At 68.2% G+C, this 22,200-nt stretch carries 17 protein-coding genes; 7 read left to right on the top strand and 10 right to left on the bottom strand.

The genetic code is table 11. The features are described 5' to 3' along the window. Nucleotides 1-13: 13 nt before the first annotated feature. Both argH and ACPTTF_RS13145 read right to left on the bottom strand, forming a co-directional pair. Nucleotides 14-1,423 carry an argininosuccinate lyase gene (argH, locus tag ACPTTF_RS13150; RefSeq protein WP_122946021.1) on the bottom strand — a complete coding sequence of 470 codons (1,410 nt, stop codon included), beginning with the start codon at nucleotides 1,421-1,423 and terminating at the stop codon, nucleotides 14-16. Nucleotides 1,424-1,561: 138 nt separating this feature from the next. Continuing rightward, on the bottom strand, nucleotides 1,562-2,377 hold the full coding sequence (locus ACPTTF_RS13145; protein ID WP_423371403.1) for a helix-turn-helix transcriptional regulator: 816 nt from the start codon (nucleotides 2,375-2,377) through the stop codon (nucleotides 1,562-1,564). A gap of 573 nt (nucleotides 2,378-2,950) precedes the next feature. Here ACPTTF_RS13145 and ACPTTF_RS13140 point away from each other — a divergent pair. After that, a complete protein-coding gene (locus ACPTTF_RS13140; RefSeq protein ID WP_423371402.1) occupies nucleotides 2,951-3,703 on the top strand; it encodes a class I SAM-dependent methyltransferase in 753 nt (250 codons plus the stop codon). A 146-nt stretch (nucleotides 3,704-3,849) separates the two neighbouring features. Here ACPTTF_RS13140 and ppc read toward each other — a convergent pair whose 3' ends face one another. Then, complete coding sequence (ppc, locus tag ACPTTF_RS13135; protein ID WP_423371401.1) at nucleotides 3,850-6,876, bottom strand: phosphoenolpyruvate carboxylase; 3,027 nt, start codon at nucleotides 6,874-6,876, stop codon at nucleotides 3,850-3,852. A gap of 207 nt (nucleotides 6,877-7,083) precedes the next feature. Here ppc and hemC point away from each other — a divergent pair, with 207 nt between their 5' ends. The 3 genes from hemC to ACPTTF_RS13120 are packed head-to-tail and all read left to right on the top strand — an operon-like array spanning nucleotide 7,084 to nucleotide 11,248. Then, nucleotides 7,084-8,088 carry a hydroxymethylbilane synthase gene (gene hemC / locus ACPTTF_RS13130; protein WP_423371400.1) on the top strand — a complete coding sequence of 335 codons (1,005 nt, stop codon included), beginning with the start codon at nucleotides 7,084-7,086 and terminating at the stop codon, nucleotides 8,086-8,088. After that, nucleotides 8,088-10,058, top strand: coding sequence for a fused uroporphyrinogen-III synthase HemD/membrane protein HemX (gene hemDX / locus ACPTTF_RS13125; protein WP_423371399.1), 1,971 nt, complete (start codon nucleotides 8,088-8,090; stop codon nucleotides 10,056-10,058). The genes hemC and hemDX overlap by 1 nt, the downstream gene beginning before the upstream one ends. A gap of 2 nt (nucleotides 10,059-10,060) precedes the next feature. Then, nucleotides 10,061-11,248 carry a heme biosynthesis protein HemY gene (locus ACPTTF_RS13120; protein ID WP_166961074.1) on the top strand — a complete coding sequence of 396 codons (1,188 nt, stop codon included), beginning with the start codon at nucleotides 10,061-10,063 and terminating at the stop codon, nucleotides 11,246-11,248. A gap of 114 nt (nucleotides 11,249-11,362) precedes the next feature. Here the strand turns inward: ACPTTF_RS13120 and ACPTTF_RS13115 are convergent, their stop codons facing one another. The 5 genes from ACPTTF_RS13115 to ACPTTF_RS13095 all read right to left on the bottom strand — a co-directional run bounded on the left by ACPTTF_RS13115 (nucleotide 11,363) and on the right by ACPTTF_RS13095 (nucleotide 16,944). Further along, complete coding sequence (locus ACPTTF_RS13115; protein WP_423371398.1) at nucleotides 11,363-12,589, bottom strand: alpha/beta fold hydrolase; 1,227 nt, start codon at nucleotides 12,587-12,589, stop codon at nucleotides 11,363-11,365. Next, a complete protein-coding gene (locus ACPTTF_RS13110; protein WP_423371397.1) occupies nucleotides 12,586-12,999 on the bottom strand; it encodes a helix-turn-helix domain-containing protein in 414 nt (137 codons plus the stop codon). Before ACPTTF_RS13110 ends, ACPTTF_RS13115 begins: the two co-directional genes overlap by 4 nt. Nucleotides 13,000-13,224: 225 nt before the next feature. After that, nucleotides 13,225-14,529: an MFS transporter gene (locus ACPTTF_RS13105; RefSeq protein ID WP_423371396.1), complete on the bottom strand. Its 1,305-nt coding sequence runs from the start codon at nucleotides 14,527-14,529 to the stop codon at nucleotides 13,225-13,227. A gap of 131 nt (nucleotides 14,530-14,660) precedes the next feature. Continuing rightward, complete coding sequence (locus tag ACPTTF_RS13100; RefSeq protein WP_069248588.1) at nucleotides 14,661-15,419, bottom strand: SDR family oxidoreductase; 759 nt, start codon at nucleotides 15,417-15,419, stop codon at nucleotides 14,661-14,663. 85 nt (nucleotides 15,420-15,504) lie between these two features. After that, a complete protein-coding gene (locus ACPTTF_RS13095; RefSeq protein ID WP_423371395.1) occupies nucleotides 15,505-16,944 on the bottom strand; it encodes an aldehyde dehydrogenase family protein in 1,440 nt (479 codons plus the stop codon). 172 nt (nucleotides 16,945-17,116) lie between these two features. Here ACPTTF_RS13095 and ppa point away from each other — a divergent pair, with 172 nt between their 5' ends. Next, a complete protein-coding gene (gene ppa / locus ACPTTF_RS13090) occupies nucleotides 17,117-17,644 on the top strand; it encodes an inorganic diphosphatase (protein ID WP_011352863.1) in 528 nt (175 codons plus the stop codon). Nucleotides 17,645-17,698: 54 nt separating this feature from the next. Here the strand turns inward: ppa and ACPTTF_RS13085 are convergent, their stop codons facing one another. Next, complete coding sequence (locus ACPTTF_RS13085) at nucleotides 17,699-18,577, bottom strand: GIY-YIG nuclease family protein (RefSeq protein ID WP_423371394.1); 879 nt, start codon at nucleotides 18,575-18,577, stop codon at nucleotides 17,699-17,701. 101 nt (nucleotides 18,578-18,678) lie between these two features. Beyond that, the gene (locus ACPTTF_RS13080; RefSeq protein WP_423371393.1) at nucleotides 18,679-19,857 is read right to left on the bottom strand and encodes a GNAT family N-acetyltransferase; all 1,179 of its coding nucleotides are present in this window, start codon (nucleotides 19,855-19,857) and stop codon (nucleotides 18,679-18,681) included. Between the two features lie 110 nt (nucleotides 19,858-19,967). On the opposite strand from ACPTTF_RS13080, the gene ACPTTF_RS13075 reads away from it, so the two are divergent. Beyond that, on the top strand, nucleotides 19,968-21,668 hold the full coding sequence (locus ACPTTF_RS13075; protein WP_423371392.1) for an NAD+ synthase: 1,701 nt from the start codon (nucleotides 19,968-19,970) through the stop codon (nucleotides 21,666-21,668). Between the two features lie 83 nt (nucleotides 21,669-21,751). After that, complete coding sequence (locus ACPTTF_RS13070; protein ID WP_006398637.1) at nucleotides 21,752-22,090, top strand: P-II family nitrogen regulator; 339 nt, start codon at nucleotides 21,752-21,754, stop codon at nucleotides 22,088-22,090. Nucleotides 22,091-22,200 lie beyond the last annotated feature (110 nt).

The following is a 22,200-nucleotide window of genomic DNA, read 5'->3' as shown; positions in this document are numbered from 1 at the left end:
CGGAACAGCGGGCTTACTGGCCGAGCGCGGCGCGGGCAGCCTTGACCGCCGCACGCACCTGGTCGGGTGCGGTGCCGCCCGGGTGATTGCGGCTGGCGACCGAACCTTCGAGCGTCAGGTAGCCGAACACGTCTTCGCCGATCAGGTGCGCGACGTTCGGCAGATCCTGCTTCATCTCGTCGAGCGTCAGGTCGGCCAGGTCGATGCCACGGTCGTCGCAGATCTTCACTGCGTGCGCGACGGCTTCGTGCGCATCGCGGAACGGCAGGCCGCGCTTCACCAGGTAGTCGGCGAGGTCGGTGGCGGTCGAGAAGCCCTGCAGTGCGGCCGCGCGCATCGCGTCCGGCTTCACGGTGATGCCGGCCACCATCTCGGCGAAGATCCGCAGCGTGTCGGCGACGGTGTCGACCGTGTCGAACAGAGGTTCCTTGTCTTCCTGGTTGTCCTTGTTGTACGCGAGCGGCTGGCCTTTCATCAGCGTCAGCAGCGCCATCAGGTGGCCGTTCACGCGGCCCGTCTTGCCGCGCGCGAGCTCGGGCACGTCCGGGTTCTTCTTCTGCGGCATGATCGAGCTGCCGGTGCAGAAGCGGTCGGCGATGTCGATGAAGCCGACGCGCGGGCTCATCCACAGCACGAGCTCTTCGGAGAAGCGCGACACGTGCGTCATCACGAGTGCCGAAGCCGCCGTGAATTCGATCGCGAAGTCGCGATCCGACACCGCGTCGAGCGAATTCGCGCAGATACCGTCGAAGCCGAGCGTCTTCGCGACCGCGTGGCGGTCGATCGGGTAGCTCGTGCCCGCGAGCGCGGCCGCGCCGAGCGGCAGGCGGTTCACGCGGGTGCGGCAGTCGCGCATGCGTTCCGCGTCGCGCGAGAACATCTCGACGTACGCGAGCAGGTGGTGGCCGAACGTGACGGGCTGCGCGACCTGCAGGTGCGTGAAGCCCGGCATGATCGTGTCGGCGTTCTGTTCCGCGAGGTCGAGCAGCGCGCCGCGCAGGTCGTTCAGCAGGCCGCCGATGCGGTCGATCTCGCCGCGCAGCCACAGGCGGATGTCGGTCGCGACCTGGTCGTTGCGCGAGCGGCCCGTGTGCAGGCGCTTGCCGGCGTCACCGATCAGCGCGGTCAGACGCGCCTCGATGTTCAGGTGGACGTCTTCGAGGTCGAGCTGCCATTCGAATTCGCCGCGCTCGATTTCGCCCTTGATCTGCGCCATCCCGCGTTCGATCGCGGCCAGGTCGTCGGCGCTGATGATCTTCTGCGCGGCGAGCATGTTCGCGTGCGCGAGCGAGCCGGCGATGTCGACGAGCGCGAGACGCTTGTCGAAAAACACCGACGACGTGTAGCGCTTGACCAGCTCCGACATCGGTTCCGAGAAGCGGGCCGACCAGGCCTCGCCCTTTTTGTGCAGTTGGGACGTCATGGCGATTCTTCGAAGGGGATGTTGGGCGGCGTGCGCCGCCGAGGGAATCCCGCGATTCTAACATTCGCGGGCCTGCCCGCCGCGGCGCGCAGCCGTTCGCGGCGGGCCGCCGGCCGTGGCCGGCGCGGGCCGGCCCGTTCAGTCGCGCACGAGCACGACCAGCTTCAGGTCTTCGCGGTGCGCGGGCTTCAGCGTGATCTGCTGGTACACGAGGCGGCCGTCGGCCGGATGGTCGAATTCGCGCAGGCCGCCTTCGCGCTCGAACACGTCCTGTGATGCCCAGTACTGCGCGAACGCATCGCTCCCGGCGGTCAGCGCGTCGATCAGCGCGCGCGTGGGCGCGTCGGTCAGGTGACGGATCGAATCGGCGCGGAATTCGGCCGCGAGCCGCCGCGCGCGGGTTTCCCAGTCGACGATCAGCGTGCGCGCGGCCGGCGACATGAACGTGAAGCGCAACAGGTTGCGGTCGTGCTCGCCGTCGAGCCAGCCGGAAAAGAGCGCGGCGGCCGGTGCGTTCCATGCGAGTGCGTTCCATTGCCGGTCGAGCACGTACGCGGGCGTCGCGATTGCCGCGACGGTTGCGGCGAGTGTCGGGGGCAGGTCGCCGCCGGCGACGTCGGGCTCGGCCGGGTCGCGCTGCGCGGCCAGCTCGAACAGGTACGCGCGCTCGGCCTTCGACAGTTGCAGCGCGACGGCGATCCGCGCGAGCGCGTCGGCGGACGCGGAGACGGGGCGGCCCTGTTCGATCCACGTGTACCAGGTGGGGCTGACGCCGCAGAGCTGAGCGACTTCCTCGCGCCGCAGCCCCGGTGTGCGGCGGCGCGGGCCGGGCGGCAGGCCGACGGCCTGCGGCGACAGCCGCTCGCGGTGGGCGCGGATGAATTCGCCGAGCGCACGGGCGGGCGTGGCGTCGAGCGGCGGGACGGGGACGGGGGCGGAGGACGGCTGGTTCATGCGGAAACGGCGAAGTGGAAGCGGGGACACGGCAACGATCAGACAGGTGTATCGAATACCAGAATAACTGCTTAACTTGTACTGGTACAAGCGCAGGCCTATTGTAGCGGCTCAAGCGCTGGCAGGGGAGCGGGTGTCCTGAAAGATGCGTTGCAGGGGGCTGGAACAAGGGCCGGGGCGACTGTCGCACCGGTTTGGTTGGACAAGGCATGGGATCGCAGTAAGCGCTGAAGCGCGAACTGCGGTCGATCGCGCAGGGCATGGGATTGCGGCAAGCGCTGAAGTGCGAACGGCAGTCGACCGCACAAGGCATGGGACCGTAGTAAGCGCTGAAGCGCCAACTGCGGTCGACCGCACAAGGCATGGGATCGCAGTAAGCGCTGAATCGCGAACGGCAGTCGACTGCACAAGGCATGGGACCGTAGTAAGCGCTGAAGCGCCAACTGCGGTCGACCGCACAAGGCATGGGATCGCAGCAAGCGCTAAAGCGCCAACTGCGGTCGACCGCACAGGGCATGGGACCGCAGTAAGCGCTAAAGCGCTAACTGCGGTCGACACACAAAGGAGCGAACGATGAAACACCACGACCAGGTCGCCGACGCATTCGGCACCACCGCCGCCGCCTATCTGACGAGCACGGTCCACGCGACGGGCGCCGATCTGCAGACGCTCGCCGACGCGGTACGCGCGACGCCCGATGCCGCGGTGCTCGATCTCGGCTGCGGCGCCGGCCACGCGAGCTTCGCGGTCGCGCCGCACGTGCGCGACGTGGTCGCCTACGATCTCGCCGCGCAGATGCTCGCGACCGTCGACGCCGCCGCGCACGAGCGCGGGCTCGCGAACATCCGTACGCAGCAGGGCCCGGCCGAGAAACTGCCGTTCGATACAGCGACGTTCGACTGGGTCGTGAGCCGGATGAGCGCGCACCACTGGCACGACATGCGCGTGGCGCTCGCCGAAGTGCGCCGCGTGCTGAAACCGGGCGGCCGCGTGCTGATGATCGACATCGCCGGCAACGACCATCCGCTCCTCGATACGTACCTGCAGGCCGCAGAAGTGCTGCGCGACGCGTCGCACGTGCGCGACTACCGCGCGGACGAATGGCTCGCGATGTTCCGCGAGGCCGGCTTCGACGCGCACGTGCACAGCCGCTGGCGGCTGCCGATCGATTTCGATACGTGGGTCGCGCGCATCCGCACGCCGGCCGACAGCGTCACCGGCATTCGCGCGCTGTGGGCGCATGCGCCCGACGAGGTGCGTGGCTACTACGCGGTGCAGCCCGACGGTTCGTTCGAGCACGACGCGCTGCTGATCGACGCGCACTGAGCGTACTGAGCTTGCGGTGCGCTGGCACTGTTTCGTCGACGCATGCACGCATGAAAAAAACCGCGATACGCACACCGTGTGCACGGTGGCGTATCGCGGCTTTCACGACGCCGGCCGGCGTGGCATCCCGCCGCGCCGCATGCGGATCAGCCCGTGTTGCGCAGGCCGGCCGCGATCCCGTTGATTGTCAGGTGAATCCCGCGGCGTAGCCGCGCGTTCGTGTCACCCGCGCGGTGGCGCTTGATCAGCTCGACCTGCAGGTGGTTCAGCGGATCGAGATACGGGAAGCGGTTCTTGATCGAGCGCGCGAGCAGCGGGTTGGTCGCGAGGCGGCCTTCGTGCCCGGTGATTTCCGCCAGCGCCTGCGACGTGCGCTCCCATTCCGCGACAATCCGCTCGAACACGTGCTTGCGCAGCTTGCGGTCGGCGACCAGTTGCGCGTAGCGCGACGCGACCGCGAGGTCGGTCTTCGCGAGCACCATGTCCATGTTCGACAGCAGGTTCGAGAAGAACGGCCAGGTCTTGTTCATCTTCTTCAGCAGCGCGACGCGCTTCGTGCGTTCGGTGTCGTCCTGCGCGCCGTCGAGATACGCGCTCACCGCGCTGCCGAAGCCGTACCAGCCCGTCAGCAGCAGCCGGCACTGGCCCCACGAGAAGCCCCACGGAATCGCGCGCAGATCCTCGATCTTGCGCTGCTTCGGATCCTGCAGCTTGCGCGAGGCCGGGCGGCTCCCGATGTTCAGCTCGGCGATCTCGGTGATCGGCGTCGACGAGAAGAAATAGTCGGTGAAGCCCGGGGTTTCATAGACGAGCGCGCGGTACGCGGCCATCGCCGAATCGGACAGCGTCTGCATCGCGGCCTCGAACGCCGGCAGCTGCGCGGGCGCGTTGTTCTGCGGCAGGAGCGTCGCCTCGAGCGTCGCGGCGACGACCGTCTCGAGGTTCCGGCGGCCGATCTCCGGGTTCGCGAACTTGCTCGCGATCACCTCGCCTTGCTCGGTCAGGCGGATCTGGCCGTTCACGGTGCCCGGCGGCTGCGACAGGATCGCCTGGTAGGTCGGGCCGCCGCCGCGGCCGACCGTGCCGCCGCGGCCATGGAACAGCCGCAGCGTGATCTTGCGGTCGCGGAACAGGTCGACGAGCGCGAGTTCCGCACGGTACAGCTCCCAGTTCGACGTGAGGAAGCCGCCGTCCTTGTTGCTGTCCGAATAGCCGAGCATCACTTCCTGCTCGGCGCCCTGGTGCGCAATCAGCGCATCGACGCCCGGCAGTGCGAAGTATTCGCGCATGATGCGCGATGCGTCGCGCAGGTCGGGGATCGTCTCGAACAGCGGGATCACCATCAGGCTGTTCCGCACATTGCCGCCGGGCACGCCGAGCGTGCCTTCGAGCAGGCCCGTTTCCTTCTGGAGCAGCAGCACTTCGACGAGGTCGCTGACGGTTTCCGTATGCGAAATGATGTAGTTGCGCACCGCGCGAGCGCCGAATTGAGCGCGCACGTCGCGCGCCTTCTCGAACACGCCGAGCTCGCTTTGGGCGAGCGCCGAGTATTCGATGTACGGCGAGCGCAGCGGACGCGGATCGGCGAGTGCGGCGAGCAGCACGCGCAGCTTGTCTTCCTCGGCGAGCGCCGCGTAGTCGGCCTCGACGCCTGCGCGCGCGAACAGTTCGGCGACCACGGCTTCGTGGATGTCGGAGCTCTGGCGCAGGTCGATGCTCGCGAGATGGAAGCCGAACACTTCGGCCGCGCGCACGAGCGGCGCGAGGCGCGGCGCGGCGAGCGACGTGCCGTGGTGTTCGTCGAGCGACGCGGTCAGCACCTTCAGGTCGGCGACGAACGCTTCGGAATCCGCATACGGCACCGCGCGCACGGGCGGCGCGCCGCGGCCCGCGCTGCGCACGGGCACCGTGCCTTCGCCGAGGCGCACGCGTGCGCTTGCGGCGAGCCGCGTGTAGATGCCGATCAGCGCGCGACGATACGGCTCGTCGACGCGGTGCGGCGACTGGTCGGGGGACGCTGCCGCGAGCGCCTTCACGGCGTCGTTCGCACCGACGAGCAGGTTCGACACCGACAGTTCGGCGCCGAGCTTGTGCACCTGTTCCAGATAGTGCTCGAGGATCACCGCGGCCTGGCGGTTGATCGCTTCGTCGAGCGTGGGCGCGGTCACGTTCGGGTTGCCGTCGCGGTCGCCGCCGATCCAGCTGCCCATCTGGAAGAACGCGGGGACGCGCGCGGACAGGCCGTGCTCGGCGAGCGCGGCCTCGATGTCGCCGTACAGCGCGGGCAGTTCTTCGAGGAAGGTCGCGCGGTAGTACGACAGCGCGTTCTCGATTTCGTCGCCGACCGTCAGGCGCGCGTCGCGCAGCATGCGCGTCTGCCACAGCGTGGTGACGCGTGCACGCAGCATCGATTCGTTGTACTGGCGCTCACGGCCGGTCAGCTCCTGGTCGCGCTCGGCGAGCAGGCGCGCGATGTCGTGCTGCGCGTCGAGGATGCTCTTGCGCTGCACTTCGGTCGGGTGCGCGGTCAGCACCGGCACGATCAGCGCATCGTCGAAGAAGCGCTGCAGCAGGCGCTTCGACGCATTGCCGGTCGTTTTCAGTTGTTCGAGTGCGTACGCGACCGTGCCGGGCTGCGACGCGGAGCCGGCCAGTGCGTGGATGCGGCGGCGGCGGTTGTGGTGGCGGTCTTCCGCGATGTTCGCGAGATGCGAGAAATAGCTGAACGCGCGCACGACGCTCACCGTCTGCTCCGGCGTCAGTTTGCGCAGCTTCTTCTCGAGCGTCTGCGCGGCTTCGCTGTCGTCCTCGCGGCGGAACTTGACCGCGGTCTGGCGGATCGTCTCGACGACGTCGAACACGGTGTCGCCTTCCTGCTCGCGCACGACGTCGCCGAGCAGGCGGCCGAGAAAGCGGATGTCGTCGAACAGCGGGCCGTCCTTGTCGTCGCGCGTGCGGGTGCCGGACTTCGTCGCACCGGCCGTGCGGGCCGCGGTGCGGGCGGCCGGGCCGGCGGCCTTCGTCGTGCGTTTGGTCTGACGTATCGGGTCTTTCGGTTTCGTTGCCGTTTTCGCACGGCCGTTCGCGGCGGTGGCGACGGTGTCCGTCGAGGCGTCGGAGGAGGACAGGGCAGCATTGCGGCGCGCCGTACGCGCCGATCCGGAAGACTTCACGATGGGTTTCCTTGGGAAAGCTCGAGTCAAAAGGAACTGCGGAAACTGCGAAACTGCGGTCAAGCAACCAGCTACGTGCGGCACATCCGCACATCGGCGCCGCGACCCGCTCGACGGCAGGCCGGGCGCAGGCTCCGGGCCCGGGCGGGCGGGGGCGTGCGTGCTACCATTGTTCGATCTTCAATCCCGTCCTTCGATGTTCCAGCAATGAATTCCGAGACCCCTGCGGCCGGGCCGCAACAGGCACAGCCGCCCGCGACGTTGACGATTGCTTCGCGCGAGAGCCGCCTGGCGATGTGGCAAGCCGAACATGTGCGTGATGCGCTGCGCAAATTATATCCAGCTTGTGACGTGAAAATCCTCGGGATGACGACGCGCGGCGACCAGATTCTCGATCGCACGCTGTCGAAGGTCGGCGGCAAGGGCCTGTTCGTGAAGGAACTGGAGGCCGCGCTGGCCGACGGCCGCGCCGATCTCGCCGTGCATTCGCTGAAGGACGTGCCGATGGCGCTGCCGGAAGGCTTCTCGCTTGCCGCGATCATGGAGCGTGAAGACCCGCGCGATGCATTCGTGTCGAACGACTACGCGGCGCTCGACGCGCTGCCGGCCGGCGCCGTGGTCGGCACGTCGAGCCTGCGCCGTGAGGCGATGCTGCGCTCGCGCTACCCGCATCTGAACGTGCTGCCGCTGCGCGGCAATCTCGACACGCGCCTGTCGAAGCTCGATCGCGGCGATTACGCGGCGATCATCCTCGCGGCCGCCGGCCTGAAGCGCCTCGGCCTCGAAGCGCGGATCCGCGCGCTGCTCGACGTCGAGGCGAGCCCGCCCGCCGCGGGCCAGGGCGCGCTCGGCATCGAGATCGCCTCGCACCGCGACGACGTCGCCGCATGGCTCGCACCGCTGCACGACTCGCAGACCGCACTCGCGGTCGAGGCCGAGCGGATGGTGTCGCGCGCACTTGGCGGCAGCTGCGAGGTGCCGCTCGCCGCACACGCGGTATGGCGCGCGGGCGAACTGTACCTGACGGGCCGCGTGTCGACGACCGACGGCAAGCGCGTGCTGACAGCCGAAGAATGCGGGGCCGTCATGACCGTCGCCGATGCGCTCGCGCTCGGCCGTGCCGTGTCCGACGAACTCGAGGCGCAAGGCGCGCTCGAGATCGTCCAGGCGCTGCTCGCGGGCTCGCAGGCCGCCGGCAAGGGCGACGCCTGATGGCGGGCGGCGCGCGCGCGTTCACCGCTGTCCTGACGCGCCCGGACGGCCAGTCCGGCGCGCTCGCGTCGCAACTGGCCGAGGCCGGCTGCGACGTGCTCGAATTCCCGTTGATCGATATTGCGCCGGTCGACGATCCGGCGCCGCTCGACGCAGCCTTCGCGGCGCTTGCCGATTACGCGCTGGTGATTTTCGTGTCGCCGAACGCGATCGACCGCGCGCTCGCGCAGTACGGCGCGATCTGGCCGAACGCGCTGCCGGTCGGCGTGGTCGGGCCCGGCAGTGTCGCGGCGCTCGAGCGTCACGGCATCGCGGCGCCCGCGCATCGCGTGATCGCGCCGCAGGCGCCGGCCGACGGAGGCGTACCCCATTACGATTCCGAAAGCCTGTTCGCGAGCATCGAGGCCGCGTTCGGCGGCGCGCAGGCGCTGGCGGGCAAGCACGTACTGATCGTACGCGGCGACGGCGGGCGCGAATGGCTTGCCGACCGGCTGCGCGAGGCCGGCGCGGACGTCACGCTCGTCGCCGCGTACCGGCGCGTCGTGCCCGAGCCGCGCGTCGGCGCGTGGGAGCGCGTGCACGCGCTGCTCGACGGCGAACCGCATGCGTGGCTCGTCACGAGCTCGGAAGGTGTGCGCAACCTGCACGAACTCGCGCGGGCGCACCTGAACGATGCCGAGATCGACGCGCTGAAGCATGCGCCGCTCGTCACGCCGCATCCGCGGATCGAGCAGACCGCGCGCGCATTGGGTTTTGATAGGATTACGCTGACCGGCGCGGGCGATGAGCGCATCGTCCGCGCGTTTCGAACGATGGCCGACGAGGCCGTCCAACCGGCGACAGCCGCACCGGTGACTAAACGCATGACAGATACCAACGATTCCAAAAGCGTCGCTTCCCAGCCGGCCGCGGCCTCCGCACCGCCGTCCCGTCCCGCCTATATGGCGTCCGAACCGCCCGCGCGCCGTGGCGGCAGCGCGGTGCTGTGGTTCGTCGTCGTCGTGCTCGGCTGCGCGGCGGGCGTCGGCGGCTACGCGCTGAACCGCAAGATCGACCGGCTCGACGGCACGTTCGTGACGCGCCAGAAGGCGCTCGACGCGCAGACAGCCGAAACGCGGATGAAGACCGAGCAGGCGCTGGCGAGCACGCACCAGGTCGACACGCAGCTCGCGCAGCTCGACGGCAAGCTCGCCGACGCGCAGAGCGCGCAGCAGGCGTTGCAGCAGCAATACCAGGACCTGTCGCGCAACCGCGATGCGTGGATGCTCGAGGAAGTCGACCAGATGTTGTCGAGCGCGAGCCAGCAGCTTCAACTGACCGGCAACACGCAGCTCGCGCTGATCGCGTTGCAGAACGCCGATGCGCGCCTCGCGACCTCGCAGAGCGCGCAGGCCGTCACGGTGCGCAAGGCGCTCGCGCTGGACATCGAGAAGCTGAAGGCCGCACCGGCGGCCGATCTGACGGGCCTTGCGATCAAGCTCGACGATGCGATCGCGAAGATCGACGCGCTGCCGCTGTCCGGCGAGGCGATCGTCCCGCACGAAGCACCGAAGGCCGCGCCGGCCGATGCCGCGTCGTCGGCCGTGGCCGGCGAGCCGCGCTGGAAGGTGTGGTGGCACGACTTCTCGGCCGGTCTCGGCCAGCAGTTGAAGGGGCTCGTGCAGGTGCGCCGGATCGACAACGCGGACGCGATGCTCGCGTCACCCGACCAGGGCTACTTCGTGCGTGAGAACGTGAAGCTGCGCCTGCTGACCGCGCGCCTGTCGCTGCTCGCGCGCAACGACAGCGCGATGAAGGCCGACCTGCACGCCGCGCAGGCGTCGCTCGGGAAGTATTTCGACCAGGCATCGAAGGACACGCAGACCGTCGAGGATCTGCTCAAGCAGGTTGACGGCGCGTCGCTGACGGTCGCGGTGCCGAACCTGAACACGAGCCTGAACGCCGTTCAGCAGTTCAAGAGCCGGGGGTAACGATGACGCTTCGAGGAATCGTCTGGCTCGCGGTCCTGTTCGCGATCGCCGCTGCGCTCGCCACCGTTGGCCGTTTCGACGCGGGGCAGGTGCTGCTCGTCTATCCGCCGTACCGGATCGACGTGTCGCTGAACCTGTTCGTGATCGCCATCGTCGTGCTGTTCATCGTCGTGTATGCGCTGCTGCGCATCGTGCGCAACATCTGGCGCATGCCGCAGCGGGTCGCCGCGTATCGGGCGCGTTCGCGCAACGAGAAGGCGCAGGCATCGCTGCGCGACGCGATTGCGAACCTGTACGCGGGCCGCTTCTCGCGCGCGGAGAAGGCCGCGCGTGAAGCGCTGTCGGTCGACGCGAACCAGGGTGCGGCGAGTCTCGTCGCGGCGACTGCCGCGCACCGGATGCACGAGTACACGCGTCGCGACGACTGGCTGTCGAAGGTCGACGCGCCCGAATGGCAGGATGCACGGCTGCTCGCCGCGGCCGACATGCGCGCGGACGCGCGCGATGCCGACGGCGCGCTCGCCGCGCTGGCCGACCTGCAGGCGGGCGGCAAGCGTATCCATGCGCAGCAGGTCGCACTGCGCGCGCAGCAGCAGTTGAAGAACTGGGCCGAGGTACTGAAGCTTGCGAAGGCGCTCGAGAAGCGCGAGGCGCTGCATCCGGCAGCCGCCGTGCGGCTGCGCCAGCAGGCTGCGGAAAACCTGCTGCGCGAACGCCGGCACGACCCGGATGCGCTGCTCGAGGTGTGGCAGTCTCTGTCGGCGGTCGAGCGCCAGTCGCCGCGTCTCGCCGATCTCGCGGCCGATCTCCTCGTTCCGCTCGAGCGTCGCAACGAAGCGCGCCGCATCGTCGAGGACGCGCTTGCGCACAACTGGGATGCCCGCCTGCTGCGCCGTTACCCGGATACGGCCGGCGCCGATGCGCTGCCGCTGATCCAGAAGGCGGAAGGGTGGAAGAAGGATCACCCGGAGGACGCCGACCTGCTGTTCGCGCTCGGTCGCCTGTGCCAGCAGCAGCAACTGTGGGGCAAGGCGCAGTCGTTCCTCGAATCGGCGCTGAAGCTCGCCGATAACGAGGCGCTGAAGGTGCGTGCGCATCGTGCGCTCGCGCGCCTGTTCGAGCATCTCGGTGAAACCGACAAGGCCGCAAAGCACTACCGCGAAAGCGCGCTCGCGATCACCGTGGTCTGACGCGGGCGGTGTGGCTGCCTGCTGCAGGCGGCCCGCGAAATCCGCGTAAGAAAGCCCCGAATGCCGGAAGGCCGTCGGGGCTTTTTTGCGTCCAGGGTGAGCCTGGACGACACGTCATGCGCCGAGTTTGCGCAGCAGGTCGTCCTCGCTGGCGACGAACCACACCGACTGCCCGCGATTGGATTCGCGCACGAGTGCGCGGAACGCTTCGCTGCGCGAGAGCCAGTGCTCGATGTCGCCGACCACGCCGAGCCTGACGCCGTAGTTGACGAGCTTCTGCAGGACGGCGCCCGCGAGGCCGCTTTCGAGCCGATAGAAATCGTCGTGCAGCGCGTCCGCGGGCACCGCGACCCAGTCGGCTTCGTGCTCGTGCGCGAGGGCGACGAGGTCGAGTGCATCGCTTTCCCGCTGCACGCGAGCGGCGGAGGGATCACGGACCAGCACGCGGCTGCCGGCTGCCTGGACGATTCGGTGGTGCATGTCGATGGATTCCGTCGATGCGAGAAACGCGAGCACGCAGTCGCGCTGCCCGCGGATGAAGTGGGGCTGCTCGGGAAGAAACAGGACCTGCGCGTGCGGCACGAGACACGTCAGGCGATCACGCGTGTCTCGCGAATCGAGCATCACGTCGCGGCCGCCGACGATCGCGAGCGTGGGCGCCGACAGCGTGCGCAGCACGTTGTCGGGAAACACGGGGATCGGTTCGATACGCGGGCGAAACCCACGATCGACAGCACGCATCAGCGCGAGCGTGTCACGCTCGGCCGGCGTCGACGCAGGCGGCAGACGGCCGAGCACGCGCCGTCGCACGCATGCGCGCCCGGCATCGCCGAGCAGCAACAGCGGCAGCGCCCACCACAGAAACGGCTTCTGCCGGCCGATGCCGGACGGGCAGAGCAGCGCGAGCCGCGTCACGCGTGCCGGCCGCCGCAACGTGAAGTCGAGCGCCGTTCGCGCGCCGAGCGAGATGCCGACGAACGCGGCGCGCGGCACCTGCAGGCCGTCCAGCACGTCGTCGAGCCACTGCGCATGCGCGTCGCCCGCGAGCGGCGGCCGCGACGGCGCGCTCGGTCCCGCTTCGCCGATCACGTCGATCGCGTAGAGCCGGAAGTGCGCAGACCATGCGGCCGCGTAGTGCTGCCAGCTCGCCGCCGTCGTCTGCGCGCCGTGGATCAGCACGACCGGCGGCGCGTGTTCGGGGCCGCAGGCGATCACGTGCGTCGCGCCATGGCGCGTCTGCACCGTGACGCGTCGATGCCCGGCCGGCCAGTGCGACAGCGCGGCTTCGTAAGCCGCGCGAATGGCGCGTGCATGGTGCGGCGACCTGAAGATCGCGCTCATGTACCGCTTTGCTGCAGCAGCGCCTCGAGCGACGACATCAGCGCGGCCGTGTCGGCTGGCGTCGCGGCGACGATGATCTTGACCTGGCTCGCGGCGGGATCGAACGCGACGTCGATCCGCACGGAGTCGACGTACGACGTGCGGCCGGACGCCATCGCATGCAGCGATCGCGACAGGTACTGGTGCAGCGACTGCGACGCGTCCGGAATGTCGACGATGCTGGTGACGCGCACCACACGCGGCACGGGCGCGGCCGGCTCGGTTCGCGCGAACGCGGCGAGGTCGGTGTCGAGGATGCGGTAGGCGCGGCCGACCCGCGTTGCACGCAGCTTGCCCTCGCGAATGAAGCGCAGGACGGTCTTCGGGTGGAGGCGCAGGCGGGCGGCGGACTCTTCAACGGTATGGAGCATGATTGGCTCGCGGTGCTCAATATCTTCCATATTGTTCCATGAAATTCGGATCGATAGGGAAGATTGCGGAAATCATGGCATCAGCGCTAGCGGGATGCCGAGCCTGCATCGTCCGGGCGGCACCCACGTGGAAGCAGAAACGCCCCGCTGGCCGGAGCGGTTCCGGCCAGCGGGGCGTTTCGGGGGCGGATCATCCGCCGGCAGGGGGCGCCGATGCGCCCCGCATCATTTGTCGACCAGCCGCTTCGGCACCGACAGCGCGAGCAGCCCGCCGAGCACGAGGAACCCGGCGAGCACGACCATGCCCGAATCGTTGGCGCCCGTTGCCTGCTTGAGCCAGCCCATCATGTACGGGCTCAGGAAGCCGGCGAGGTTGCCGATCGAGTTGATCATCGCGATACCGGCCGCGGCCGCCGTACCGCCGAGGAACGCGGTCGGCAGGCTCCAGAACAGCGGCAGCGTGGTCAGGATGCCGATCGTCGCGAGCGTGAGGCCGAGCATCGCGAGCGCGGTCTGGTGCGCCCAGATCACCGACAGCACGAGCCCGAGCGCGCCGATCGCGGCCGGAATCGCGACGTGCCAGCGGCGTTCGCGGTGCCGGTCCGCGCTGCGTGCGATCAGGATCATCGCGACCACCGCGGCCGCATACGGAATCGCCGACAGCAGGCCGATCATGAACGTGTCGGTCACGCCGGTAGCCTTGATGATCGTCGGCAGCCAGAAGCCGACGCCGTAGAGCCCCATCACGAACGAGAAATAGATCAGCGCCATCAGCCACACGCGCGGGCTCGACATCACGGCGCCGAGCGGCAGGTCTTCCTTGGTCGCTTCCTCCGCGTCGACGTTGCGGGTGAGCAGCGCCTTTTCCTCGTCGGTCAGCCACTTCGCCTTCGCGATTCGCTCGTCGAGCTTGAAGAACACGAGCACGCCGACCAGCACCGACGGGATGCCTTCGAGCAGGAACAGCCATTGCCAGCCGTGCCACCCGCTCATGCCGTCGAACGCCTTCAGGATGAAGCCCGAGAGCGGTCCGCCGATCACGCCGGACAACGCGACGGCCGTCATGAAGAACGTCGTCATCCGGCCGCGCCGGTGCGCGGGATACCAGTAGGTGAGGTAGAGGATCACGCCGGGGAAGAAGCCTGCCTCGGCGACGCCGAGCAGGAAGCGCATCACGTAGAACATCGCGGGCGTCGTGACGAACATCGTCAGGATCGAGATCACGCCCCACGTCGCCATGATGCGTGCGATCCACACGCGCGCGCCGACCTTGTGCAGGATGATGTTGCTCGGCACTTCGAAGAGGAAATAGCCGAAGAAGAAGATCCCGGCGCCGAGCCCGTAGACGGTGTCGCTGAGGTTCAGGTCGCTCGCCATCTGCAGCTTCGCGAACCCGACGTTCACACGGTCGAGATAGGCGACCACGTAGCACAGCAGCAGAAGCGGCACGAGCCGCCACGACACCTTGCGATAGGTTGCTTCCTCGAATGCGCCGGACGAACCCGGCAGCGACTGCGTCGATGTTGCCATGTTGTCTCCTGGTTTTGTTGTTGACCGGAACCGGCGCATCGGCGGCCGATCCGGTTTCGTGCGAAGCAATGCGTGGATGTCGTGCCGGCCGGCGAGCCCGGGCGCGGCGCGACGGATGCGGCTAGATGCAGCTAGATGCAGCGCCCGCCGTCGACTTCGAGGCAGACGCCCGTGATGAACTCGGCCTCGTCGGATGCCAGGTACAGTGCCGCGTTCGCGATGTCCTGCGGCGTCGAGAAGCGGCCGAGCGGGATCGTCGCGAGGAAGCGGCTGCGGTTCTCGGGGGTATCCTCGCAGCCCATGAACTCGGTCATCAACGCGGTTTCGCCGAGCACGGGGTTGATGCAGTTCACGCGGATGCGGTCGGCACCGAGCTCGGCCGCGAGCGACTTGCTCGCGGTGATCATCGCGCCCTTCGTGCTGTTGTACCAGACGAGGCCCGGCCGCGGCCGCACGCCGGCCGTCGACGCGACGTTCACGAAGACGCCGCCGCCCTGTTCGCGGAAGTACGGAACGAAGGTCTGCACGCACCAGAACAGGCTCTTCATGTTGACCGCGTACACGCGGTCGAATTCGGCTTCCGTCACGTCGAGCACCGGCTTGTTGCGATGCGTGGTGCCCGCGTTGTTCACGACGATCTGCACCGCGTGGAAATCGTCGAGCGCGGCCTGCAGCAGCGCGTGCCAGTCGTCCTGCCGTGACACGTCGCCGGCCACCGCGATTGCCTTGCCGCCCGCGAGCGCGATCTCGCTCGCGACGCGCTCGGCTGCCGCGCCGTTCAGGTCGTTGACGACGACGTTCGCGCCTTCGCGCGCATACGTCTTCGCGATGCCTTCGCCGAACCCCGAGCCGCCGCCCGTGACGATTGCCGTCTTGCCGCTCAACCGCATGGTCTGTCTCCTGTGCTGGATATGAGTGTCGTCGTGCTTCGGCATGCGGCCGGTCGCTACCGGCCGCGTGTCGCGTGTCGCGTGTTCAGCCGTGCCGGATCGCGATCGTTTTCAGCGCGGTGAAGCCGTACAGCGCCTCGAAGCCTTTCTCGCGGCCATGCCCTGAATGGCCGACACCGCCGAACGGCAGCTCGACGCCGCCGCCCGCACCATAGTTGTTGATGAATACCTGGCCCGCCCGCAGGCGCCGGGCGAGACGCATCTGGCGTGCGCCGTCGCGCGTCCAGATGCCCGCGACGAGGCCGTACGGCGTGCCGTTCGCCAGCGCGACGGCTTCGTCTTCGTCGACGAACCGCATCGCGGCGAGCACGGGGCCGAACACTTCCTCCTGCGCGAGCCGGTGCGACGGCGGCACGTCGCGCAACAGCGCGGGCGCTTGATAGAAGCCGCTTTCGGGCGCGTCGGCGACGACCTGCCCGTGCGCGGCCATCGGAATGCCGTCGTGCTGCGCGTCGGACAGGAAATCCCACACGCGCTGCTGCTGCTTCGCGTTGATCAACGGGCCGCAGTCGAGATCGGCGCGGCTCGGGCCGACGCGCAGCCCGTTGAACGCGGTGGCGAGCCGCTCGACGAGCGGCTCGTACACCGCGCGCTCGATCAGCACGCGGCTGCCGGCCGAGCAGGTCTGCCCGCCGTTCTGCACGATCGCCGACACGAGCACGGGCAGCGCCGCTTCGAGATCGGCATCGGCGAACACGATCTGCGGCGACTTGCCGCCGAGTTCGAGCGTGACGGGTACGTGGTTCTCGGCCGCCATCTGCGTGACCAGCTTGCCGGTGGCCGGGGAACCGGTGAACGAGATGTGATCGATGCCGGGATGGCGCGCGAGCGCGGCACCCGCTTCATGGCCGTAGCCGGTGACGATGTTGAGCGCACCGGCCGGCAGCCCGGCCTCGGCGGCCAGCTCGGCGACGCGCAACAACGACAGGCACGCATCCTCGGCCGGCTTGACGACGCATGCGTTGCCGGCCGCGAGCGCGGCGCCGACGCTGCGCCCGAAGATCTGCATCGGGTAGTTCCACGGCACGATGTGGCCTGTGACGCCGTGCGGCTCGCGCACCGTCAGCACCGTGTAGCCTGCTTGATAGGGGAGGGTTTCGCCGTGCAGCTTGTCGGCGGCGCCCGCGTAGAACTCGAAGTAGCGCGCGAGCGCGGCGGCATCGGCGCGCGCTTGCTTCAGCGGCTTGCCGGTGTCGCGAGCCTCGATCGTCGCGAGTTCCTCGATGGAATCGGCCACGCGTGCCGACAGCCGCATCAGCACGCGGCCGCGCTCGGCGGCGCTTTTGGCGCCCCACGGGCCCGCGAATGCGTCGCGGGCCGCGGCGACCGCGCGCTCGATGTCGGGCGCCGTGCCGCGGGCGATCGTCGCGAACGGCTGGCCGTCGGAGGGATCGACGACCGCGATGGTTTCCAGTTGCGCAGGCAACGTCCATTCGCCCGCGATGAAGTGCTTCGCCTCTTCCATGCCTGCTCCTGTGGTTCGACGGCCGGACATCCGGAACGATTATCGCGCCGATCGTCATCCGGACGCCACCGGTCGATTGGCTATAATGGCGCATTCCGTTGGGGGACGCCTGCGGCGATGTATCGGCCGCGGCGCCCTGTCCCGAATTCCCATCGACCTACAGAGAGTGCTCATGAGCTTCAATCATGTTCCGGCCGGCAAGGACCTGCCGCAAGATTTCAACGTGATCATCGAGATTCCCGCGCAAAGCGACCCGGTGAAGTACGAGGCGGACAAGGAACTGGGCCTTCTCGTCGTCGACCGTTTCATCGGCACGGGCATGCGCTATCCGGTGAACTACGGCTACATCCCGCAGACGCTGTCGGGTGACGGCGATCCGGTCGACGTGCTGGTGATCACGCCGTTCCCGCTGCTGGCCGGCTCGATCGTGCGTTCGCGCGTGCTCGGCATGCTGCAGATGACCGACGAGTCGGGCGTCGACGCGAAGCTGGTCGCGGTGCCGCACGACAAGGTCTGCCCGATGACGGCCAACCTGAAGTCGATCGACGACGTGCCCGAGTACCTGAAGGACCAGATCAAGCACTTCTTCGAGCAATACAAGGCGCTCGAGAAGGGCAAGTGGGTGAAGGTCGAAGGCTGGGCCGGCATCGAAGCCGCGCACAAGGAAATCACCGACGGCGCAGCGAACTACAAGAAGTAAGCAACGTACCGGCCGATGGCCGGTTCGTGCGAAACGCAAACCGCGCGTGTCTCCTCAGGAGGCCGCGCGGTTTTGTTTTGTGCGCGGTTTGGCGCCTGGGGTGGCCTTCTTGTGTGCGCGTGCGCGGGCCGGGGCTGACTCGGGCAGGGCGGTGGCGTTCGGTGCGGTCCTCGCACGTTTCGCGCTCGTTGCACGGCGTGCGGCGGTGACGGGAGTCGCTGGGGTTTCGACTGTGTCGGTGGTGGCCTTTGTTGCCGATGCACGGCTGCGCGTCGGTGCGCAAGCAACGTCGGTGCGTGGCTTTGCGACGGACTGGCCGCCGGCTACCGGCGCTTTCTGCTTCGGTGTGGCCTTCATGGCCTTCGTGCCCGACTTGCCGCGCGACGCGGTCGTTTTCAACTTGGCAGCGTCGTCGGTCTTCGCACGCTTCGTGGCGGGCGTGGCCTTTGTCTTGGTGGGCGCCTGCCCGGCTTGTCCGCGTTTCGCGGTCTTTGCGGACGCGGATGCTTCCACGCCATTCCCGGCCTTCGCGGCTTTCTTGAGGGGCTTGTCCGTTTCGGCGGTCCGGGTCGCGATGTCGGCAGACTGCTCCTTGGCTTTTTTCCGCCCGCGCGTACCGGCCTTCAACCCGGCCGCATCGATGTTCCCGTCGATCGACGTCCCGGCCGGCAACACCGACTCGAGCGTTCGGATCCCGGCCGCCAGCTCGCGTTTCTGCGCGGCCGTGAGCCGCTTCACCCAGTACTCGGCACGCGATGCGATCGACCGGTCGGGCAGCGGAAACGACGCGAGCACCGCGCGCGGCTTGCGCGAGCGCGTGTAGCGCGCGCCCTTGCCGGAAGCATGCTCGTCGAAGCGCGCGGCGACGTCGGTCGTGATGCCCGTGTAGACGCTGTCGTCGGCGCATTCGATCAGATACAGAAACCAGGACATGGCAGGGCGGCGGGATGCGAAGCCGCCAGTGTCTCAGAAAACGCGTGCATCAACGCCAGCGGTCGCCGTGTCCGTCGCTCGAGCGGCTCGGCGTGCCGCCGCTACTCGGCGCTGCGCCTGAACGGATCGTGTTCGCGCAACTCGTCGACGTACGCGTGGATATGCTCGGTCTCGCGTTCGAGAAAGCGCGCGACGGCATCCGAGAACGCCGGGTGCGCGAGCCAGTGCGCGGAGTGCGTGACGGTCGGCAGGAAACCGCGCGCGAGTTTGTGTTCGCCCTGAGCGCCGCCTTCGAACGTATCGAGCCCGGCCTCGATGCAGAATTCGAGCAGCTGGTAGTACGCCGTTTCGAAATGCAGGCAGGGCACGTGCTCGAGCGCGCCCCAGTAGCGGCCGTACAGCGTGCCGCCGCCGTTTTCGCCGAGCCGGTAGACAGCGAGGGCGCTCGCGATCGGCTGGCCGTCGGCTTCCGCGATCACGAGCAGCAGGTTCTCGGGCATCGTCGCGCCGATCGTGCGGAAGAAATCGAGGTTCAGGTACGGGCTCGAATAGTGTTCGCGGTAGGTCTGCCGGTAGCAGCGCGAGAAGAAGCGCCAGTCGGCGTCGGTGATTTGATCGCCGGTCAGTCGCCGGAACGTCACACCCGCGTCGTGCACCTTGCGCCGCTCCGCACGGATGTTCTTGCGCTTCTTCTGCTCGAGCGTGCCGAGGAAATCGTCGAAGTGGCGATAGCCGTCGTTGAGCCAGTGGAACTGCACGCCTTCGCGCAGCATCATCCCCATCGATTCGAGGAGCGCGGCTTCGTCGCCGGTCGGAAACAGCACGTGCAGCGACGACACGTCGCTCTGTTCGGCGAATGCGAGCAGCGTGGCCGCGAGCCGGCGGCGCGCGTCGTCGTCGGCCGCGAGCAGGCGCGTGCCCTGCACGGGCGTGAACGGCACCGCGCACAGCAGCTTCGGGTAGTAGGGCAGGTCATTGCGCTGGTACGCGTCGGCCCAGGCCCAGTCGAATACATATTCGCCGTACGAATGCTGCTTCGCGTAGACGGGCGCGGCGGCCGCGAGGCGGCCGGTGCGCTCGTCGGTCAGCGTGACGAAGTGCGGCGACCAGCCGGTATCGTCGACCGCGCAGCGCGCGACGTGCAGCGCGTCGAGGAATTCGTGGCGCAGGAACGGCGTCGGCTGCGCGTCGCGGGCGAGCAGCGCGTTCCATTCGTCGGCCGGTACCTCCGCGGGGGACGACAGGATGCCCGTGCGATAATCGATGCGTTCGTGTTTCAAGCGTGAATCCGTACCGTTCTGTGTCGCCGGATGCGAAGGCCTGCGCGGCCCGCACCGGGACGATTTCGTCAGCCGTTCAGGGCGCGCCGCCGGGCTGCGCCGATCCCGCCATGAAGACCCGACTCGCTCTCGCCCAGATCAACGTCACCGTCGGCGATTTCGCCGGCAACGTCGCGCGGATCGTCGCGGCCGCGCGCGCCGCGCACAACGATGGTGCGCAGCTGATGGTCGCGCCCGAACTCGCGCTGTCCGGCTATCCGCCGGAAGACCTGCTGCTGCGCCCCGCGTTCTACGCGGCGGCGGCCGCTGCGCTCGATGCCCTGGCCGACGCGCTGAAGGCGTTCGACGGGCTCGCGGTGCTGGTCGGCCATCCGCTGCGCGGCGCGGGCGAAGGCGCGCCAGCCGTCGATGGTAATGCAAACCGCCCGATCGAGCGCGGTGTGCCGCCCACCGATACCTTCAACGCGGTATCGCTGATCGTCGGCGGCGAGATCGTCGGCACCTACCGCAAGCAGGATCTGCCGAACGCCGAGGTGTTCGACGAGAAGCGCTACTTCGCGACGGACGCCGAGCCGCTCGTGTTCGAGCTGAACGGCGTGAAATACGGCGTGATCATCTGCGAGGATGCATGGCATGCGTCGGCCGCGCAGATCGCGAAGGCGGCCGGCGCGCAGGTGCTGCTGATCCCGAACGGCTCGCCGTATCACATGAACAAGGAAGCGGTGCGCTTCGACATCCTGCGCGCGCGGATTCGCGAAACCGGGCTGCCGATGGTGTACGTGAACCTCGTCGGCGGCCAGGACGAACTCGTGTTCGACGGCGGCTCGTTCGTGCTCGACGCGCAGGGCGCGCTCGTCACGAAGATGCCGCAGTTCGACGAAGGCCAAGCGATCGTCGAATTCGACGGCGCGCGGCCGCTGCCGGGCGCGATCGCGCCCGAGTTGTCGACGGACGCACAGGTGTACCGCGCGCTCGTGACGGGCGTGCGCGATTACATCGGCAAGAACGGCTTTCCCGGCGCGCTGATCGGGCTGTCGGGCGGCGTCGATTCGGCGCTGGTGCTCGCTGTCGCATGCGATGCGCTCGGGCCGGAGCGCGTGCGCGCGGTGATGATGCCGTCACGCTTCACGGCTGACATCTCGACCACCGATGCGGCGGAAATGGCGCGGCGCGTCGGCGTGCGCTACGACGAGATCGCGATCGCGCCGATGTTCGACGCATTCCGCGCATCGCTCGCCGGCGAGTTCGCGGGCCGCGCGGAAGACGCGACGGAAGAGAACATCCAGGCGCGCATCCGCGGCACGCTGCTGATGGCGCTGTCGAACAAGTTCGGCTCGATCGTGCTGACGACCGGCAACAAGAGCGAGATGGCGGTCGGCTACTGTACGCTGTACGGCGACATGGCGGGCGGGTTCGCGGTGATCAAGGACATCGCGAAGACGCTCGTGTACCGGCTCTGCCGCTATCGCAACGAAACGGCCGACTACGCACTGCGCGACGTGATCCCCGAGCGGATCCTCACACGCGCGCCGTCGGCCGAACTGCGCGAGAACCAGACCGACCAGGACAGCCTGCCGCCGTACGACGTGCTCGACGCGATCATGCGGATGTACATGGAAGAGGATCGGCCGCTCGCCGAGATCGTCGCGGCCGGTTATGCGCAGGCCGATGTCGAGCGCGTGACGCGGCTCATCAAGATCAACGAATACAAGCGCCGTCAGGCGCCGATCGGTATCCGCGTCACGCATCGCGCATTCGGGCGCGACTGGCGCTACCCGATCACGTCACGTTTTACCGAACGTCTCGATTGAGCCGGGCTGGGCCGCATGCGGCTCGCAGGCTTACAATCGGGATCGCGATTTTTCATCCAAACGAGCATTGGGGGACAACCACCATGAAACGCATCACCGCCATCATCAAGCCGTTCAAGCTGGACGAAGTCCGCGAAGCGCTCGCCGAAGTGGGTCTCACGGGCCTGACCGTGACGGAAGTGAAGGGCTTTGGTCGCCAGAAGGGGCATACCGAGCTGTATCGCGGCGCCGAATACGTCGTCGATTTCCTGCCGAAGATGAAGATCGAAGTGGTCGTCGCGGAAGCGCAGGTCGATCAGGTTATCGACGCTGTGATCGGCGCCGCGCGTACCGGCAAGATCGGCGACGGCAAGATCTTCGTGTCGGACGTCGAGCGCGTGATCCGCATCCGCACCGGCGAAGAGAACGAAGCGGCCGTCTGAGCGCCACATTCGTCAGCGGACCGTTTCAGGCCCCGCCAATAAAAAACGGTGCGATACCCGGTTGGGTACCGCACCGATACGCGCCTCTCGCAGCAGCGTGGAAAGTGTTG

The sequence above is a fragment of the Burkholderia crassaminum genome (assembly GCF_964265005.1).
In the GTDB taxonomy this organism is placed as follows: Bacteria; Pseudomonadota; Gammaproteobacteria; order Burkholderiales; family Burkholderiaceae; genus Burkholderia.
This window is presented reverse-complemented; position numbering and strand designations above follow the sequence as displayed.

Excerpts from the sequence above, each read along its gene's own strand:
- ACPTTF_RS13115 (WP_423371398.1), bottom strand. The coding sequence starts at position 12,589 with ATGAGCGCGATCTTCAGGTCGCCGCACCATGCACGCGCCATTCGCGCG.
- ACPTTF_RS13100 (WP_069248588.1), bottom strand. The coding sequence starts at position 15,419 with ATGCGGTTGAGCGGCAAGACGGCAATCGTCACGGGCGGCGGCTCGGGG.
- ppa (WP_011352863.1), top strand. The coding sequence starts at position 17,117 with ATGAGCTTCAATCATGTTCCGGCCGGCAAGGACCTGCCGCAAGATTTC.
- hemDX (WP_423371399.1), top strand. The coding sequence starts at position 8,088 with ATGGCGGGCGGCGCGCGCGCGTTCACCGCTGTCCTGACGCGCCCGGAC.
- ACPTTF_RS13140 (WP_423371402.1), top strand. The coding sequence starts at position 2,951 with ATGAAACACCACGACCAGGTCGCCGACGCATTCGGCACCACCGCCGCC.
- ACPTTF_RS13085 (WP_423371394.1), bottom strand. The coding sequence starts at position 18,577 with ATGTCCTGGTTTCTGTATCTGATCGAATGCGCCGACGACAGCGTCTAC.
- ACPTTF_RS13110 (WP_423371397.1), bottom strand. The coding sequence starts at position 12,999 with ATGCTCCATACCGTTGAAGAGTCCGCCGCCCGCCTGCGCCTCCACCCG.
- ACPTTF_RS13145 (WP_423371403.1), bottom strand. The coding sequence starts at position 2,377 with ATGAACCAGCCGTCCTCCGCCCCCGTCCCCGTCCCGCCGCTCGACGCC.
- ACPTTF_RS13120 (WP_166961074.1), top strand. The coding sequence starts at position 10,061 with ATGACGCTTCGAGGAATCGTCTGGCTCGCGGTCCTGTTCGCGATCGCC.
- hemC (WP_423371400.1), top strand. The coding sequence starts at position 7,084 with ATGAATTCCGAGACCCCTGCGGCCGGGCCGCAACAGGCACAGCCGCCC.
- ACPTTF_RS13105 (WP_423371396.1), bottom strand. The coding sequence starts at position 14,529 with ATGGCAACATCGACGCAGTCGCTGCCGGGTTCGTCCGGCGCATTCGAG.
- ACPTTF_RS13070 (WP_006398637.1), top strand. The coding sequence starts at position 21,752 with ATGAAACGCATCACCGCCATCATCAAGCCGTTCAAGCTGGACGAAGTC.
- ACPTTF_RS13075 (WP_423371392.1), top strand. The coding sequence starts at position 19,968 with ATGAAGACCCGACTCGCTCTCGCCCAGATCAACGTCACCGTCGGCGAT.
- ACPTTF_RS13095 (WP_423371395.1), bottom strand. The coding sequence starts at position 16,944 with ATGGAAGAGGCGAAGCACTTCATCGCGGGCGAATGGACGTTGCCTGCG.
- argH (WP_122946021.1), bottom strand. The coding sequence starts at position 1,423 with ATGACGTCCCAACTGCACAAAAAGGGCGAGGCCTGGTCGGCCCGCTTC.